Annotated in this window: 13 protein-coding genes and 3 pseudogenes; 5 read left to right on the top strand and 11 right to left on the bottom strand. The window is 64.2% G+C overall.

The genetic code is table 11. From position 1 onward, the window contains the following. Nucleotides 1-148: 148 nt before the first annotated feature. Both PKB_RS23520 and speD read left to right on the top strand, forming a co-directional pair. The gene (locus tag PKB_RS23520; protein WP_015475289.1) at nt 149-571 is read left to right on the top strand and encodes an OsmC family protein; all 423 of its coding nucleotides are present in this window, start codon (nt 149-151) and stop codon (nt 569-571) included. A 217-nt stretch (nt 572-788) separates the two neighbouring features. Then, on the top strand, nt 789-1,583 hold the full coding sequence (speD, locus tag PKB_RS23515) for an adenosylmethionine decarboxylase (protein WP_043255016.1): 795 nt from the start codon (nt 789-791) through the stop codon (nt 1,581-1,583). 111 nt (nt 1,584-1,694) lie between these two features. On the opposite strand, the pseudogene PKB_RS23510 reads toward speD, so the two are convergent. The 8 genes and pseudogenes from PKB_RS23510 to hemJ all read right to left on the bottom strand — a co-directional run. Then, nucleotides 1,695-2,888 (bottom strand): annotated as a pseudogene (locus tag PKB_RS23510) (IS1182 family transposase); the annotation flags it as partial. 177 nt (nt 2,889-3,065) lie between these two features. Continuing rightward, nucleotides 3,066-3,366, bottom strand: a pseudogene (locus PKB_RS29350) (transposase); the annotation flags it as partial. A gap of 105 nt (nt 3,367-3,471) precedes the next feature. After that, a complete protein-coding gene (coq7, locus tag PKB_RS23505; RefSeq protein ID WP_043255014.1) occupies nt 3,472-4,119 on the bottom strand; it encodes a 2-polyprenyl-3-methyl-6-methoxy-1,4-benzoquinone monooxygenase in 648 nt (215 codons plus the stop codon). A 101-nt stretch (nt 4,120-4,220) separates the two neighbouring features. Continuing rightward, complete coding sequence (locus PKB_RS23500) at nt 4,221-4,559, bottom strand: histidine triad nucleotide-binding protein (protein WP_043255013.1); 339 nt, start codon at nt 4,557-4,559, stop codon at nt 4,221-4,223. Nucleotides 4,560-4,617: 58 nt separating this feature from the next. Further along, nucleotides 4,618-5,406: an SDR family NAD(P)-dependent oxidoreductase gene (locus tag PKB_RS23495; RefSeq protein WP_043255011.1), complete on the bottom strand. Its 789-nt coding sequence runs from the start codon at nt 5,404-5,406 to the stop codon at nt 4,618-4,620. A 64-nt stretch (nt 5,407-5,470) separates the two neighbouring features. Further along, nucleotides 5,471-6,547, bottom strand: a complete 1,077-nt coding sequence (locus PKB_RS23490) for a DUF805 domain-containing protein (RefSeq protein WP_043255009.1) — start codon at nt 6,545-6,547, stop codon at nt 5,471-5,473. Nucleotides 6,548-6,648: 101 nt separating this feature from the next. Next, on the bottom strand, nt 6,649-7,617 hold the full coding sequence (locus PKB_RS23485; RefSeq protein ID WP_043255003.1) for an NAD(P)H-dependent flavin oxidoreductase: 969 nt from the start codon (nt 7,615-7,617) through the stop codon (nt 6,649-6,651). A 21-nt stretch (nt 7,618-7,638) separates the two neighbouring features. Then, the gene (gene hemJ / locus PKB_RS23480; RefSeq protein WP_197539286.1) at nt 7,639-8,061 is read right to left on the bottom strand and encodes a protoporphyrinogen oxidase HemJ; all 423 of its coding nucleotides are present in this window, start codon (nt 8,059-8,061) and stop codon (nt 7,639-7,641) included. Nucleotides 8,062-8,245: 184 nt separating this feature from the next. Here hemJ and PKB_RS23475 point away from each other — a divergent pair, with 184 nt between their 5' ends. The 3 genes from PKB_RS23475 to erpA all read left to right on the top strand — a co-directional run bounded on the left by PKB_RS23475 (nt 8,246) and on the right by erpA (nt 11,267). Further along, entirely contained in the window at nt 8,246-9,649 is a 1,404-nt protein-coding gene (locus PKB_RS23475; protein WP_084166705.1) for a chloride channel protein, read from the top strand. A 77-nt stretch (nt 9,650-9,726) separates the two neighbouring features. Continuing rightward, nucleotides 9,727-10,761: an N-acetyl-gamma-glutamyl-phosphate reductase gene (argC, locus tag PKB_RS23470; RefSeq protein ID WP_043254996.1), complete on the top strand. Its 1,035-nt coding sequence runs from the start codon at nt 9,727-9,729 to the stop codon at nt 10,759-10,761. Between the two features lie 155 nt (nt 10,762-10,916). Continuing rightward, complete coding sequence (erpA, locus tag PKB_RS23465) at nt 10,917-11,267, top strand: iron-sulfur cluster insertion protein ErpA (protein WP_043254994.1); 351 nt, start codon at nt 10,917-10,919, stop codon at nt 11,265-11,267. Between the two features lie 110 nt (nt 11,268-11,377). Here erpA and PKB_RS23460 read toward each other — a convergent pair. From PKB_RS23460 to PKB_RS23450, 3 genes and pseudogenes are all read right to left on the bottom strand, one after another. Further along, a pseudogene (locus PKB_RS23460) lies at nt 11,378-12,755 on the bottom strand (IS1182 family transposase). A 181-nt stretch (nt 12,756-12,936) separates the two neighbouring features. Further along, a complete protein-coding gene (locus tag PKB_RS23455; RefSeq protein WP_043254992.1) occupies nt 12,937-13,269 on the bottom strand; it encodes a PilZ domain-containing protein in 333 nt (110 codons plus the stop codon). Nucleotides 13,270-13,272: 3 nt separating this feature from the next. Then, nucleotides 13,273-15,624, bottom strand: coding sequence for a DUF1631 domain-containing protein (locus PKB_RS23450; RefSeq protein WP_043254987.1), 2,352 nt, complete (start codon nt 15,622-15,624; stop codon nt 13,273-13,275). Nucleotides 15,625-15,823: the final 199 nt, after the last annotated feature.

Here is a 15,823-nt window from a genome sequence, read left to right as displayed (position 1 = left end):
AAGGTCTGACGAGTGTGCCAGTTAACTGGCGCCAGCATAATAGATAAATGCTGTACTGACGTTTCAATTTGAGAAGTGGGTAACACGGTCATGGGCTACCGGGCCCTGTGTTAATCTGTGCGTCCTTTTTTCCGGCGGAATTCTTTCGATGAAAGCGCGCATTCAATGGGCTGGCGAGGCCATGTTCCTCGGTGAATCCGGTAGCGGCCACGTGGTGGTGATGGACGGTCCGCCGGACGCCGGCGGTCGCAACCTGGGCGTGCGCCCGATGGAGATGCTGCTGCTCGGCCTGGGCGGCTGCACCAACTTCGACGTGGTCAGCATCCTCAAGAAGGGCCGCCAGCCGGTTGAAAGCTGCGAGGCCTTCCTCGAAGCCGAGCGTGCCGACGAGGACCCCAAGGTCTTCACCAAGATCCACGTGCATTTCGTAGTGAAGGGCCGCGGCCTCAAGGAGGCGCAGGTCAAGCGCGCCGTCGAGCTGTCGGCGGAGAAGTACTGCTCGGCCTCGATCATGCTCGGCCGCGCGGGCGTCGAGATCACCCACGACTACGAGATCGTCGAACTGGGCTGATTGCCCGGTCATCCGATCATCACGCCGGTGGCGCAAACTCTGGCGGAGGGCAGTCGTCCTCTGCATAATGCGCCACCTTTTTCGGGGCCAAGCCCCAAATCAGACAACCACAATCGCCAACGCGAAGAGGTGTAAACCGTCCTACGCAGGTGCGCCTTATGCGCCTGACGGGCATGCTCAACCACGCGGCGGAGCCGCATTGAAGAGAGTTTCCACGGTGAAAAGCAAACTCAAGCTCCACGGGTTCAACAACCTGACGAAGACCTTGAGCTTCAACATCTACGACATCTGCTACGCCGAGACGCCGGAGGACCAACAGGCCTACGTGCAATATATCGACGAAGAGTACGATGCGGAGCGTCTGACCCAGATCCTCACTGATGTTGTCGACATCATCGGCGCCAATATCCTGAACATCGCCCGTCAGGACTACGACCCGCAAGGCGCCAGCGTGACCATCCTGATCTCCGAGCAACCGGTCACCCCGACCGAAAGCCAGATCGAGGAATCGCCCGGGCCGCTGCCTGAGACCATCCTGGCGCACCTGGACAAGAGCCACATCACCGTGCACACCTACCCGGAGATCCATCCGGTGGAAGGTATCGCGACCTTCCGCGTGGACATCGATGTTTCCACCTGCGGGGTGATCTCGCCGCTGAAAGCGCTGAACTACCTGATCCACCAGTTCGACTCGGACATCGTCACCGTGGACTACCGCGTGCGCGGCTTCACCCGTGACGTGGAAGGCAAGAAGCACTTCATCGACCACGAGATCAACTCGATCCAGAACTACCTCTCCGACGACACGTACGAGTCCTACCAGATGACCGACGTGAACGTTTACCAGGAGAACATGTTCCACACCAAGATGCTGCTCAAGCAGTTCGACCTGGACAACTACCTGTTCGGCGACGCCACTAGCAACCTTTCGCCCGAGCAGCGCAAGCAGGTGGAAGAGCGGGTCCGTCACGAGATGCTGGAAATCTTCTACGGCCGCAACATGCCGCGTTGATCGCCGATCCTCGGACATGAAAAGGGCGCCTTCCAGGCCGTGTGAAAACACGCTGTGAGCAAGGCAAAACAAACGCCCCGACTGGTTCGGGGCGTTTGCTTTTCTGAGGGTTTATCCCATCAACTCGATCAGGCGACGCGCGCCGAGCACCTGAATCGCGCGTTTGAGGTTGTAGGCCTGTACTGCCAGGGCCATTTCCGTTCTGGCGCCCGCTAACTGCCGCAGCAGGAAGCGGCCGTTGCCGAATACCCACTGTTTCAAGTTGCCAAAGGGGTGTTCGACGATCGCCTGGCGCTTGGCCATCATCTCCGGCCGGGCCTTCAGGCGTTGCTGCATGCGCTCGAAAGCTGACTCATGGGCATGCCGGCTGAGATGGCGACGCTGGCTATTCGTGCAACGCGCCTTCAAAGGGCAAGCGCGGCAGTCGCCGGCGATCGCATAAATCTTCTCTGTGCTGCGTACCTGCTTGAGCGGGAGCCACTGGCCTGCCGGGCACTGATAGCGGTCGTGCTCCGCGTCGTAGGTAAAGGCGCTGCGGTCGAACAGCGCCGTGCCGTTGCCATGATTGTTAACGCCGCGGTTCGGCGGTACATACGCGGTGATGCCCACAGCCTCGCACGCCTGGAATTGCTCGCCATTGGAGTAGCCGGCGTCCGCCGTGACCGTGAGTTGCGCCTGCTCCAGAACCGCTTGGGCGGCTTCGGCCATCGGCTGCAGTTGGCGTGTGTCATTGCCGTCCTGGGTCACCTCGTGGTGCAGGACCAGGCAGTGCTTGTCATCGACCGCGCTCTGCACGTTGTAGGCGACCCGCGCGCCCTGGTGAGTTCGCATCAACTGGGCATCGGCCTCGCCGATCACGAACTGCTCCAACCCCTGGGCCTGCATCAGTACCTGGCAGGTCAGGTTGTCCGCGTGTTGAGCCTGCAACTGCTCCAGCGCAGTCTTCACGGCACACCGGTCGACCTCATCGCCCGCTTCGGCGCGGTCGGCTTCATCCAGGTCGCTCAGATAGCGGGCTATCTCGGCCTCCAGCTTGGCTTGCTGACGCTTGAGCCGCGCCAGGCTCAGGTGCTTGCGCCGTGAAGCCACTGCCTGGAATTTGCTGCCATCGATGGCCACCAACTGACCACCGAGCAACCCGACCTGGCGGCAGAACTGCACGAAGGCACGGCAGGTCGCCTGAAACGCCGCACCATTGTCCTTGCGGAAGTCGGCAATGGTCTTGAAGTCCGGCGACAGGCGACCCACTTCATCCAGGTCGCTCAGATAGCGGGCTATCTCGGCCTCCAGCTTGGCTTGCTGACGCTTGAGCCGCGCCAGGCTCAGGTGCTTGCGCCGTGAAGCCACTGCCTGGAATTTGCTGCCATCGATGGCCACCAACTGACCACCGAGCAACCCGATCTGGCGGCAAAACTGCACGACAGCTCGCCTGAAACGCCGCGCCATTGTCCTTGCGGAAGTCGGCAATGGTCTTGAAGTCCGGCGCCAGTCGGCCCAGCAGCCACATCACTTCGACATTGCGCTGACATTCGGCTTCCAGTCGGCGCGAGGAGCGAATTCGCTGGAAGTAGCCATACAGGTACAGCTTGAGCAAGTCGGCCGGATCATAGGCCGGGCGCCCCGTCCGGCTCGCCTGCGCCTTGCTGAAGCCCAGCCGCTGCAAATCCAACCGCGCCACGTAGGCCTCGATCACGCGGACCAGATGTTCTTCGGGAACCAACTCATCCAGCGACACTGGAAACAAGCTGCCCTGATCACGCCCTTCACCGCGGATATAGCCCATGAACGACAATGCCCGTATCGATCGATACGGGCATTGTCTTTGGCTTGTGCTCAGACGGCTAGGTTTTCACACAGTCTGCTTCGGGCGCCCTTTTTCGTTGCCGGATCAGATCCGGTAGGTGGTCTTGGTCATGACCTTGGACAGCAGGGTCATGCCGAACTTGATCGGTGCCGGGAAGCGCACGCCACCGGCATCCAGGGCGCTGCTGGCATGCTGCTCTTCATCGACGCGCATCTGTTCGAGGATGGCGCGGCTCTTCTGGTCCTCGGCAGGCAGTTCGGCCAGGTGCTGGTCCAGGTGCTTGCACACCTGGTCTTCGGTCGCGGCGACGAAGCCGAGGCTGATGCGGTCGCTGATCAGGCCGGCAGCGGCGCCGACGCCGAACGACAGACCATAGAACAGCGGGTTGAGCAGGCTCGGGCGGCTGCCCAGCTCGCGGATGCGTTGCTCGCACCAGGCGAGGTGGTCGACCTCCTCGTCGGCGGCGGCTTCCATGGACTTGCGCACCTGCGGCAGCTTGGCGGTCAGCGCCTGGCCCTGGTACAGCGCCTGGGCGCAGACCTCGCCGGTGTGGTTGATGCGCATCAGCCCGGCAACGTGGCGGCTGTCGTCTTCGTTGAGCTCGACATCGGGCTGCACGATGGCCGGCGAGGGCCGTGCAGGGTGACCGCTGAACGGCAGCAGGGTGCGCAGCGCGGCATCGGCCTGCAGCAGGATACGGTCGGCGGGAGAGTAGTGACGGTCGGCGGACATGGCGCACCTCCGGAAGAACATTCGGCGGCCATTCTAGCGGAATGTGGATGACAGGTCTTGCGACGGGATGGCGCCGGGCCACCCCGTCGTGGCGCAAGCGCTTAGCCCGGCGGCCAGTGCATCTGGCGCTGACCGAGGACGTGCATGTGGATGTGGTGCACGGTCTGCCCGCCGAGGTCGTTGCAGTTCATCACCACGCGGAAGCCTTCCTCGCAGCCCTGTTCGGCAGCCAGGCGCTGGGCGGTGAAGAGAATGTGCCCGGCCAGCGGCTTGTCGGCTTCGGTCAGGTCGTTGAGCGTGGCGATGTGCTTCTTCGGCACCACCAGGAAGTGCACCGGCGCTTGCGGGCCAATGTCGTGGAAGGCGATCAGTTGGTCATCTTCGTAGAGTTTGCGCGCGGGGATTTGCCCCGCGACGATCTTGCAAAACAGGCAGTCCACAGTACTTCCTCCTGTCAGGGACATGGCGGGCTGAGTTTAGCGGCTGGCAGAGTGCGTGTTAGCCCGGCAACACCGAGCGGTTCAGGCGACCGGCAATCAGGCGCACCAGCCAGCGCGGAGCCAGGCGCGGGCTCAAGGTCATCAGGCGATTGCGCCAGCCGGGCACGATGATCGCCTTGTTCTTGCGCAGCGCCCTGACCGCCAGTTGCGCCAGTTCCTCGGGGCTCATCATCAGCTTGCTGCCTTCAAGGCGGCCGAGGCGGACATTGGCGGTGCGGAAAAAGGCGGTGCGGGTCGGCCCGGGGCAGAGCACCGACACCTTCACGCCCCGCGGCTTGAGTTCATTGCGCAGCGCTTCGGAGAAATGCAGTACATAGGCCTTGGTCGCGTAGTAGTTGCTCATCCAGGGGCCCGGCATGAAGCCGACGACTGACGCGACGTTGAGTATCTGCCCGCCGCCATTGCGCGCCATCTGCCCGCCGATGGCGTGGCACAGGCGCGCCAGGGCCAACACGTTGAGTTCGATCATCTCCTGCTCCTGCGTCCAGGGCTGGTCGATGAAGGCGCCGCTGCTGCCGAAGCCGGCATTGTTCACCAGTAGCTCGATCTGCCGGCCGCTCTGCTCCAGTTCGTGCAGAAGGCCTGATAGCTGCAGCGGTTCGGCGAGGTCGCAGATGCGGAACAGCACGTCCACGCCGAAGCGCTGGGACAGTTCGCAAGCGATGCTTTCCAGGGCGTCACGCTGGCGCGCCACCAGGATCAGTGCCTGGCCGTTACGCGCCAGGGCCTCGGCGAGGGCGAGGCCGATGCCGCTGGAGGCGCCGGTGATCAAGGCATAGCGTGGCATGAACGGGTCTCCGGAATGGGGCGCGGATTCTAGCGCGCCCCATGCGTGCGAGCTATCGCGGAGGTTACTCGCTGTCCGACTCCGAGGCGTCGCCGGAGTCTTGTTCGTCATCGGCAGTGGCTGCTGGATCGGCGCTTTGGTTCTGACTATAGGAAGCTGCGTCGTGGGCGCGCTTCACATAGTCCTGGTAGGCCGGAATGGAGACGGCGGCGCCAATGCCGATAAGGAACGGCAGCAGCACACTGCCCCAGGCCAGCAGCAATACGCCACGGCTGTTCGGCGGTGGCGGCGGGCCATAGCGGTTGGCGCCGGCGGTGCCGGGAAGCAGCAGCATCAGCAGGGCGAACACGCTACCTACCAGCGGCACGAAGTTGACCAGCCAGAGCCAGCCGGACCAGCCGATATCGTGCAGGCGCTGCACACCGAAGAAAACGCTCGCCACCACCATGCCAACGCAGACGGCAACGCCAAGCAGCATTCCCACCGGAGCGGCAATCGAGGCGAGACCGGCGATCACGGCGAAAAGCGGAATCAGCGCGAGGATCAGCCCCATGCTCCAGCCCAGGTAGCGCACGCGGCCGATGCGCCCTTGGGCTGTGAAGTACTTGAGCTCGCCGAACTCCGGCAGGCTCTCGCCTACCTGGGCTTGCGGTGGCGTGTACGGCGACTGCGCCGGAGCAGAGCTGGCTGCCGGGGTGGCGGGCTGGATTGCCGCGAGTTCTGCCTGACGCGCGAGGTATTTGTCGATGATGATGCCGCAGGCGCTGCACTCGCTGGACTTGGCCTGCTCGTGGCCACACTTCGGGCAAACCATGCTGTCGTTGCTCGCGGCCTGGCTTGTGGCACGTGCGGCCAGAGTCTCATCGCTGGGGTGATCGTCCGTTTCCACCAGCGTCAGTCCGCTCAGCCCGTCCGCTTCCTTGCGTGCGTTGGCGCCTGCGCCATGCAGCGCGCTCAGGTACTTGTCCGCTTCGTCCGCGGACAGGCCGCGCTTGAGCACCACCAACTGTCCACTGAACAGGGCTTCTATGCGCGAGACATCGCTCTTGAACAGGCGAGCGAGGTTTTCCTTGACGGTCTCCAGGGGCGTGGAGGGCATTACCGCACCGTCGAACACAATTTTGAAACGCGGGTCGTCCATCGAGGGGCATCCTTGTCGGTTGGCCGGTTACTGACGCTGGATGAAGCCTAATCGGCGGCGATGGCGGCAACAAGCCAGCTACCGCCGATTTGCGACGCGTCTCAGGGACGCAGTGTGCCGATCAGGGCGTTGCTGCGCTGCAGGGCGTCGCGGTACTCGCGATCCAGGCGCGCCACCAGTTCGTCGACGGACGGCAGGTCCTTGATGTTGCCGACGCCCTGGCCGGCGGACCACACGGTCTTCCAGGCTTTGGCCTCGTCGTTCACCGGTTTGAGCTTCTCGCCGTAGTTGAGCTCGCCCTTGTCGTTCAGGCGCGCCATGTCGAAGCCGGCGGCCTCCAGGCTCTGGCGCATGAAGCTGGCCGGTACGCCGGAGACGGCCGGGGTGTGGATGATGTCGGCGGCGCGCGCTTCCAGCAGCATCTGCTTGTAGGGCGTGGAGGCATTGCTCTCGCGCGTGGCGATGAAGCGCGTGCCGAGGTAGGCGAGATCGGCGCCGAGCGTCTGCGCGGCGAGAATCTCGTGGCCATGGTTTATGCAGCCGGCCAGCAGCAGGGTCTTGTCGAAGAACTGGCGGATCTCCGCGATCAGCGCGAAGGGGCTCCAGGTGCCGGCATGCCCACCGGCGCCTGCGGCCACGGCGATCAGCCCGTCGACGCCGGCCTCGGCGGCCTTCTCGGCGTGGCGGCGGGTGGTCACGTCATGGAATACCAGGCCGCCGTAGCTGTGCACGGCATCCACCACTTCACGCACCGCGCCCAGGCTGGTGATGACGATGGGTACGCGATGTTCGACGCACAAGGCGAGGTCGGCCTGCAGCCGCGGGTTGCTGTGGTGGACGATGAGGTTGACCGCATAGGGCGCGGCCTGCGCATCGCCGGCCAGGCCGGCTTCGATCTCCTCCAGCCAGGCCTTGAAGCCGCTGCTCTCGCGCTGGTTCAGCGCCGGGAAGCTGCCGACGATGCCGCTGCGGCAGCAGGCCAGCACCAGTTGCGGGTTGGACACCAGGAACATGGGCGCCGCCACCAGGGGCAGGCGCAGACGACGGTCGAGCAGGGCAGGCAGGGACATGACGGGCTCCTGGACGGGGCTTCAGAAAGGTTTGATCACCACGAGAATGACGATCGCCAGCAGGAAGATCACAGGGACTTCGTTGAACCAGCGGTAGAACACGTGGCTGCGCTTGTTCTCGCCGCGGGCGAAGCGCTTGAGCATGGCGCCGCAGGCGTGGTGATAGCCGATCAGCAGGACCACGAGCGTCAGCTTGGCATGCAGCCAGCCCTGGCTCAGCCAGGCTGGGTTCAGGTAGAGCATCCAGGCGCCGAACAGGATGGTGAGAATCATCGAGGGCCCCATGATGCCGCGATAGAGCTTGCGCTCCATCACACTGAAGCGCTCGCGGCTGGCCTGGTCCTCGCTCATGGCGTGGTAGACGAACAGGCGCGGCAGGTAGAACAGGCCGGCGAACCAACAGATCACCGCGATGAGATGGAAGGCCTTTATCCACAGGTACAGCATTGACGACTCCTTGGGCCGGGGAAGCAGTGATAGTAGTGGCCCCACCGGGGCAGCGTCATCCCCGGAAACCCGCCTGCCTATGTGTGAAGGGCGGTTACACTGCTGACCATCCATTCCCCGCCATGTCCGTTCTGCACACGGGCGTGCCGTTGGGCATCCGGCAGATGCCCGGACCGGCCTCATGTCCGACCCTACACCCGCTTCCGACCCTACACCGGCTCATCCCGAAGCATCCGGTGAGAACGCCGCTTCACCCGTCCGCCGGCGCAGCCTTTTCCGCCGTTGGCGCCGACATCCCGTGGTACGCCCCTGGCGCCAGAGCGTCGCGTTCTGGATCGGTGCCGTGCTGGTTGGCTTGGTGGCGTTGGCCTTTGCCTTCCTTGCCGATCTTGCCAGCGCGACGTTCCGTGGCGTGGTTGCGCATAGCCAGTGGTGGCCCTGGCTGCTATGCCCCGCGGGGTTCGCCGCTTTGGCCTGGATAACCCAGGGCGCGCTGAAGGACACCCGAGGCTCGGGGATTCCTCAGACCATTGTTGCTCTCACTGTACGCAGCAGTCGTACACGCAACAGGCTGCTGTCGCTGCGCATCGCCCTTGGCAAGCTGGTGTTGACGCTTGGCGCGCTGCTGGTAGGTGCTTCGGCCGGTCGCGAAGGCCCGACCGTGCACATTGGCGCTGCGCTGATGTACTCCTTCGGGCGGCGTCTCGGCCTGTACGACAAGCGCACCGTCTCCGGGCTGATCCTCGCTGGCGGCGCGGCGGGCATCGCCGCGGCATTCAATACTCCGCTGGGCGGCGTGGTGTTCGCCATCGAGGAGCTGAGCAAGACGTTCGAGCAGCGTTTCAGCGGCCTGCTGCTCACCGCGGTGCTGCTTGGCGGTGTGGTCACCCTCGGTCTGATGGGGAGCTACAGCTACTTCGGCGCGCTCTCCGAGACCATGCCATTCGGCCCGGCGTGGATCGCGGTGGTCGCCTGCGGCGTGCTCGGCGGCATTCTGGGCGGCGCCTACTGTCGGCTGATCCTGCCGGCCAAGACCGGCCCGCTGAGCTTCGTCGCGCGCTGGCGCGGACGCTGGCCCGTGCGCTTTGCCGCCGCTTGCGGTCTGCTGCTCGCAGCGTTGGGTCTGCTTTCAGGGCAGCACATCTTCGGTACTGGCTATGCCGAGACCCGCTCGATCCTCGAAGGGCATCCTACGGTCGGGTACGACTTCCTGCTGTGGAAGTTCCTGGCCAACGTGGTGTCCTTCGTCGCCGGCATTCCCGGCGGGCTGTTCTCGCCCTCGCTGACCGTCGGCGCGAGCCTGGCGCCCTGGTTGACGTCGCTGATCCCCGGCGCAAGCTTGCCGGCAGTGGGATTGCTAGGCATGTCCGCCTATCTCGCCGGTGTCACGCGCACGCCGCTGACCGCCAGCGTGATCACCATCGAGCTCTCGCACAGCCCGGACATGCTCATGCCTATTCTCGCCGCCACGTTGCTGGCCAGCGCAATATCCCGGCAGATCAGCCCCGTTCCGATCTACCACGCCCTGGCACGTCAGCTCCTCGAGAATCTGCCCTCCGCCAAACGGCCCGCCGCATCGGCCTGATCAGCCTGTTCAGGCGTGGCCCACGCTCTTATCATTGGCCGCTCTGAGTGGTCCCCATAAGGTGGAGTGACGGATAGATGATCAAGGTCGGTATCGTAGGTGGTACGGGTTATACGGGCGTGGAACTGCTGCGTCTGCTGGCACAGCATCCAGAGGCTCGCGTCGAGGTGATTACCTCGCGCTCCGAAGAGGGCGTGAAAGTCGCCGACATGTACCCGAACCTGCGAGGCCACTACGACGGTCTGGCCTTCAGCGTGCCGGACGCCAAGCGCCTGGGTGCTTGCGACGTGGTCTTCTTCGCCACCCCGCACGGCGTTGCCCATGCCCTGGCCGGTGAGTTGCTGGCCACCGGCACCCGGGTCATCGACCTGTCTGCCGATTTCCGCCTGCAGGACGCCGACGAGTGGGCCAAGTGGTACGGCCAGCCACACGGCGCGCCTGAACTGCTGCCCGAGGCGGTCTACGGTCTGCCGGAAGTGAACCGCGAGGCCATCAAGTCGGCCCGCCTGATCGCTGTTCCGGGCTGCTATCCGACCGCTACCCAACTGGGTCTGATCCCGCTGCTGGAGGCAGGCCTGGCCGATACCTCGCGCCTGATCGCCGACTGCAAGTCCGGGGTGAGCGGTGCTGGTCGTGGTGCCAAGGTCGGCTCGCTGTTCTGCGAGGCCGGCGAAAGCATGATGGCCTACTCGGTGAAGGGGCACCGCCACCTGCCGGAGATCAGCCAAGGGCTGCGCCGCGCCGCCAAGGGCGATGTCGGCCTGACCTTCGTGCCGCACCTGACCCCGATGATCCGCGGTATTCACGCGACCCTGTACGCGCACGTCGCCGATCGCAGCGTGGATCTGCAGAAACTCTTCGAAGAGCGCTACGCCAACGAGCCCTTCGTCGACGTGATGCCGGCCGGCAGCCATCCGGAAACCCGTAGCGTGCGTGGCGCCAACGTCTGCCGCATCGCGGTGCACCGTCCGCAGGGCGGCGATCTGGTGGTGGTTCTTTCGGTGATCGACAACCTGGTCAAGGGCGCGTCCGGCCAGGCGATCCAGAACATGAACATCCTGTTCGGCCTGGACGAGCGCATGGGGCTGTCCAACGTCGCGCTGCTGCCCTGAGTGGCGCTTCCGGGCTCCCTGCGCGGGAGCCCGATTCATCCCCAGGCTCGCCATTAGGCTGAAGGATGATCCGGCTAAGTTGACCATTTTTCTCGGGTAAGCGGATAATAGCCGGCAATGTTGTAACGTACGGCTTCGGCCGGGAGACATCTGACATGACCATCGAGACCTTCACCCCCACTCCCCTGATCTTCTCCAACGGGGCCGCAAACAAGGTGAAGACGCTGATTGACGAAGAAGGCAACCCGCGCCTGAAACTGCGCGTATTCGTCACCGGCGGCGGTTGCTCGGGCTTCCAGTACGGCTTCACCTTCGACGAAGACACCGCGGACGATGACACCGTGGTCGAGCGCGATGGTGTCAGCCTGGTGGTCGACCCGATGAGCTTCCAGTACCTGGCCGGTTCCGAAGTGGACTACCAGGAAGGTCTGGAAGGCTCGCGCTTCGTGATCAAGAACCCGAACGCCGCCACCACCTGCGGGTGTGGCCAGTCGTTCTCGATCTGATTGCACCTGATACGAAAACGCCGCGCATCTCAGGCTGTGTGAGAACACGCTGAGAGCGAGGCCATACCAACGCCCCGACCGATTCGGGGCGTTGGTGTTTCTGGGGAGCCTCAGGCCATCAGTTCGATCAGGCGCCGAGCGCCGAGCACCTGGATCGCGCGCTTGAGGTTGTAGGCCTGCACGGCCAGGGCCATCTCTGTCCTGGCACCCGCTAACTGCCGCAGCAGGAAGCGGCAGTTGCCGAATATCCACTGTTTCAAGTTGCCGAAAGGGTGCTCGACGATGGATCGGCGCCTGGCCATCATCTCCGGCCGGGCCTTCAGGCGTTGCTGCATGCGCTCGAACGCTGACTCATGGGAATGACGGCTGAGAGGGCGACGCTGGCTATTCGTGCAACGCGCCTTCAAAGGGCAAGCGCGGCAGTCGCCGGCGATCGCATAAAGCCTCTCTGTGCCTCGTGCCTGTTTGAGCAGGGGCCACTGGCCTGCCGGGCACTGATAGCGGTCGTGCTCCGCGTCGTAGGTGAAGGCGCTTCGGTCGAACAGCGCCGTGCCATTGCCGTGATTGTTAACACCACGGTTCGGCGGTACATACGCCGTGATGCCCGCATCCTCGCACGCCTGGAATTGCTCGCCATTGGAGTATCCGGCGTCCGCCGTGACCGCCAGTTGTGCCTGCTCCAGCACGGCTTGAGCAGCCTCGGCCATCGGCTGCAGTTGGCGAGTGTCATTGCCGTCCTGGGTCACCTCGTGGTGCAGGACCAGGCAGTGCTTGTCATCGACCCCTCTCTGCACGTTGTAGGCGACCCGCGCGCCCTGGTGAGTTCGCATCAACTGGGCATCGGCCTCGCCGATCACGAATTGTTCAAGCCCCTGGGCCTGCATCAGTACCTGGCAGGTCAGGTTGTCCGCGTGTTGAGCCTGCAACTGCTCCAGCGCAGTCATCACGGCACGCCGGTCGACCCCATCGCCCGCGTCGGCGCGGTCGGCTTCATCTAGGTCGCTCAGATAGCGGGCTATCTCGGCCTCCAGTCGGGCTTGCTGACGCTTGAGTCGCGCCAGGCTCAGGTGCTTGCGCCGCGAAGCCACCGCCTGGAATTTGCTGCCATCGATGGCGACCAACTGACCACCGAGCAACCCGACCTGGCGGCAGAACTGCACGACAGCTCGCCTGAAACGCCGCGCCATTGTCCTTGCGGAAGTCGGCAATGGTCTTGAAGTCCGGCGACAGGCGACCCAGCAGCCACATCACTTCGACATTGCGCTGACATTCGGCTTCCAGTCGGCGCGAGGAGCGAATTCGCTGGAAGTAGCCATACAGGTACAGCTTGAGCAGGTCGGCCGGATCATAGGCCGGGCGCCCCGTCCGGCTCGCCTGTGCCTTGCTGAAGCCCAGTCGCTGCAGATCCAACCGCGCCACGTAGGCCTCGATCACGCGGACCAGATGTTCTTCGGGAAGGCATTGCCCTTCACCGCGGATATAGCCCATGAACGACAATGCCCGTATCGATCGATACGGGCATTGTCTTTGGCTTGTGCTCAGACGGCTAGGTTTTCACACAGCCTGCGAGGCGGGGCTTTTTCATTCCGGAGGCTGTAGGAGCGAGTTTGCACGTGAGCATCTCCGCTGCGGACTTATTCGCGAGCATACGCGCTCCGGTGAGAGGCTTTCAGAGGTGCGAGATCAGCTCCTCCAGCGCGGCGGCCTGGTCCTCGGCAATGTCGATGATGTGGAACCCGGCCCAGCCGAGTTGCCCTTCCTGGCCGCCGCGGCTCCACAGGCAGTCGGCACCGAGATGGATTTCCCCGGTTTCGTGCAGCGGCGGTAAAGGCACGAGCCTGCACTCGAGCACCGAGTCGGCGGCAGGAACCTGGGCTCCGCAGAGCATGAAGCCATCGCTGGATAGATCGGCCAGGCGGCCAAGACTGGCTCCGGTGTGGCGGTCGTAGACCTCCACGGTCAGATCGGTGCGACGCCGTTGATGCTGGCGACGTTCTTCCATCGCTTACTCCTTGGATTGGTTGCGCCCGGCAAAGCGCTGCAACATGCGATAGATGGCGTTGAGGGCCCGGTCCACCAGCGGTGCGTCCTGGCTGTCGGGGCCGAGCAGGCGGACCTTGCCCTGCTCCATTTCCAGGGCCAACTGGCCGATGGATTTGACCGCGACCCGTTGGCCGAGATGGTCGACGAACATGTAGTTGCGGGTCGTGGGGCTGAACCACGAGAGTTTCAGGCGACGTGCCGGCTGGCTGTCGCTGAATTCGAACCAGGTACCGAACTCGACCTTGCGCAGCTCTTCGAGCAACGTCTTGCCGCGCTCGGAAAGCAGCTGCTCGGCATGCCGCTCGATCTCGCCTTCGCCGTCGAGCATGGCGCCCAGCGGGCTTTCCGGCAGGTCTGGGCAGAGACTGTTGGCGATTTGCGGTTGCTGTGCCTGCACGGCGTGCTGGCAGGCGACTATGTCCTGCAGCAGGCGGCGGATGCCGTCCTCGTGATAGCCACCGAGTACCTCCAGGCCTTTGCGCAGGTCTTCCAGCAGCGGCACGCGCAGGGCTTGCAGGCGCTCGCGGCCGGCGTTGTCGAGTGGTGTGGCGCTCCAGGCCAACTGTTCGGCGACTTCGCCGGCACGCCGCCACTCATCGCTGTCCTCGCCGTTGCGCAGGAGGATGAAGGTCAGGGCGTCGCTCCAGCTCAGCTCCAGGAAGTTGCGGATCAGCTGCGGCAGCTCGCGCCCCTGTACGGCCTTGGTCACCACTTCCAGCGCCTGCTCGCGTGCGCCCAGCAGGCGGTCACGTCCGCGGGCCGCCTCCATGGCGCGTCTTTCGCGCAGTTCGGCCTTCTGGCGGATGTTGGCGACGAATTCGTTGAAGTCGGTCAGCAGCTCGTCGAACAGGCGCAGGTCGCCGACGAAGTCCTGGATAACGCGTTCGACTACCCAATGCATCTTGGCGAGCAACCCGCGTTCCTCGCCTTCGCCGCTGTACAGCGAACCGGCCTGGGCCATGGCGTTGAGCAGGCGCCGCGCCGGGTGGTGGTGCTGGGTAAACAGTGCCTTGTCCTGCAGCGCGACCTTCAGATAAGGCGTGTGCAGGTGGGAGAGGGTGGTCTTGCAGCTGTCGGGCAGGCTTTCGTCGTCGAGGATGAAGTCGAAGACCATGCCCACCAGGTCGATGACATCGGCTTCCTGGTCGGTCAGCCGATTCTGTCCGGGGCGCGCGCTGGCGGCCTCCAGCTGTTGGTGCAGGTCGGTCTTCACCTGCTGCACCGCCTGTGGCTGTCGCAGGCGCTGGGCGAGGTCCTGGGCGGAAATGCGCTGCAGGCGGTTCAGGGCTTCCAGCAGTTCGTCGGCGCTGTAGGTTCGGGTTGCCGAGCGCGGGTTGAAGCTGGCAATGCTCTGGCTGCTGCCGAGGGTCTGCACGCCTTGCCGGCGATGTTCGGCGAGCAGGGCGGCGAGGCCGCCGTATAGGGTTTGCGGGTTGCCGGGTGGACGGGGCGAGGTGTCGTGCGGGTCGGACACCGTATCGGTGAGTGTCGGGATTCCGGCTGGCGCGGCTGTACTTGAATCTGTGCCAGCGCTTCCGGCAGGCGCGGTGGCGGACGTTGCCGCCGGCGCTGCGCCGCTTTCGCTGGGCTGGGCGGCCGGCCGAGGCGTTGCGCGCGGACTCTGCTGCGCACGGAATTTCAGGTTGGGCAGGATGCCGGCCTCGGTGAGGCGATGGTTCAGGCGCTCGTAGAGCGGCGCCAGGTTACGCATGACCTGCTGATCGAAGAGCATATAAAGCACAGTCTTGATGCGTAGCGAGAATGGGCTCTCGGCCAGGGTGTCGCGAAATGCCTGGGCAATGGCTAGGGGGCCGAAGGGGTTGCTGTCCTCGGCCAGCTTGCTGCCGTTGTTCACCAGGGCGAGGCGTTGCTCCAGGGCGAACAGCGACTGCGCGCACTGCGCCTTGACCTGATTCACCATGTTGGTGATCAGCAGCGTCTCTTCATATTCCTCGTTGCCGACCAGGGTCAGCTGGTCGACATCCAGTTCCTCCAGCGGCCGCTTGGGTGGCAGGGTGCCCTGCATGAAGTCGCTGAGGCCCTTGGCGAATCGCTGGTGGTACTGGCGTTCGAGTGCCGGCCGCTGGCGGCGGATTTCGCGCATGCTTTCGAAGAACAGGCTCTGGACCTGATTGTTCTCGGCTTTCTCGGCGCACTCGAAGAGGGTGTCGTCTACCTGTGCGAAGACCGCACCCAGCAGTTCTGCCAGGTGGTTCATCGTCAGTTGCCGGCATGCCTGGATCAGCTCGCCGAAGCGAGGCTGTATGGCGCGGCTGGCGACAGTGGAGGTAGGCGGGTTGTCCTTGACGCTCATGGGCGATCCTGTCCGTGAACCTTCCTTCGCGGGGAGGCGGAGGTCACTTTAGTTTTAAGCACATATAGCAATCGGCGCGGGCGCCTGCAAAAGAAGAAAAACTTTTTTGGATCAGAGGGTTGACAGTCCTCTCGATAACCGTAAAATGGCGCGCCTCTGATACGGGAAACGGCGCAGCCGGAACTGTAGAAGAGATTGA

Source organism: Pseudomonas knackmussii B13 (assembly GCF_000689415.1).
Taxonomy (GTDB): Bacteria; Pseudomonadota; Gammaproteobacteria; order Pseudomonadales; family Pseudomonadaceae; genus Pseudomonas; species Pseudomonas knackmussii.
Note: the sequence above shows the minus strand (reverse complement) of the source record. Positions and strands in the feature narration are given on the sequence as shown.

Bases quoted from the DNA above. Each gene is read 5' to 3' on its own strand.
- PKB_RS23475 (WP_084166705.1), top strand. From the start codon at position 8,246: ATGTCCGACCCTACACCCGCTTCCGACCCTACACCGGCTCATCCCGAA.
- PKB_RS23455 (WP_043254992.1), bottom strand. From the start codon at position 13,269: ATGGAAGAACGTCGCCAGCATCAACGGCGTCGCACCGATCTGACCGTG.
- coq7 (WP_043255014.1), bottom strand. From the start codon at position 4,119: ATGTCCGCCGACCGTCACTACTCTCCCGCCGACCGTATCCTGCTGCAG.
- PKB_RS23520 (WP_015475289.1), top strand. From the start codon at position 149: ATGAAAGCGCGCATTCAATGGGCTGGCGAGGCCATGTTCCTCGGTGAA.
- argC (WP_043254996.1), top strand. From the start codon at position 9,727: ATGATCAAGGTCGGTATCGTAGGTGGTACGGGTTATACGGGCGTGGAA.
- PKB_RS23450 (WP_043254987.1), bottom strand. From the start codon at position 15,624: ATGAGCGTCAAGGACAACCCGCCTACCTCCACTGTCGCCAGCCGCGCC.
- PKB_RS23490 (WP_043255009.1), bottom strand. From the start codon at position 6,547: ATGGACGACCCGCGTTTCAAAATTGTGTTCGACGGTGCGGTAATGCCC.
- PKB_RS23485 (WP_043255003.1), bottom strand. From the start codon at position 7,617: ATGTCCCTGCCTGCCCTGCTCGACCGTCGTCTGCGCCTGCCCCTGGTG.
- erpA (WP_043254994.1), top strand. From the start codon at position 10,917: ATGACCATCGAGACCTTCACCCCCACTCCCCTGATCTTCTCCAACGGG.
- PKB_RS23495 (WP_043255011.1), bottom strand. From the start codon at position 5,406: ATGCCACGCTATGCCTTGATCACCGGCGCCTCCAGCGGCATCGGCCTC.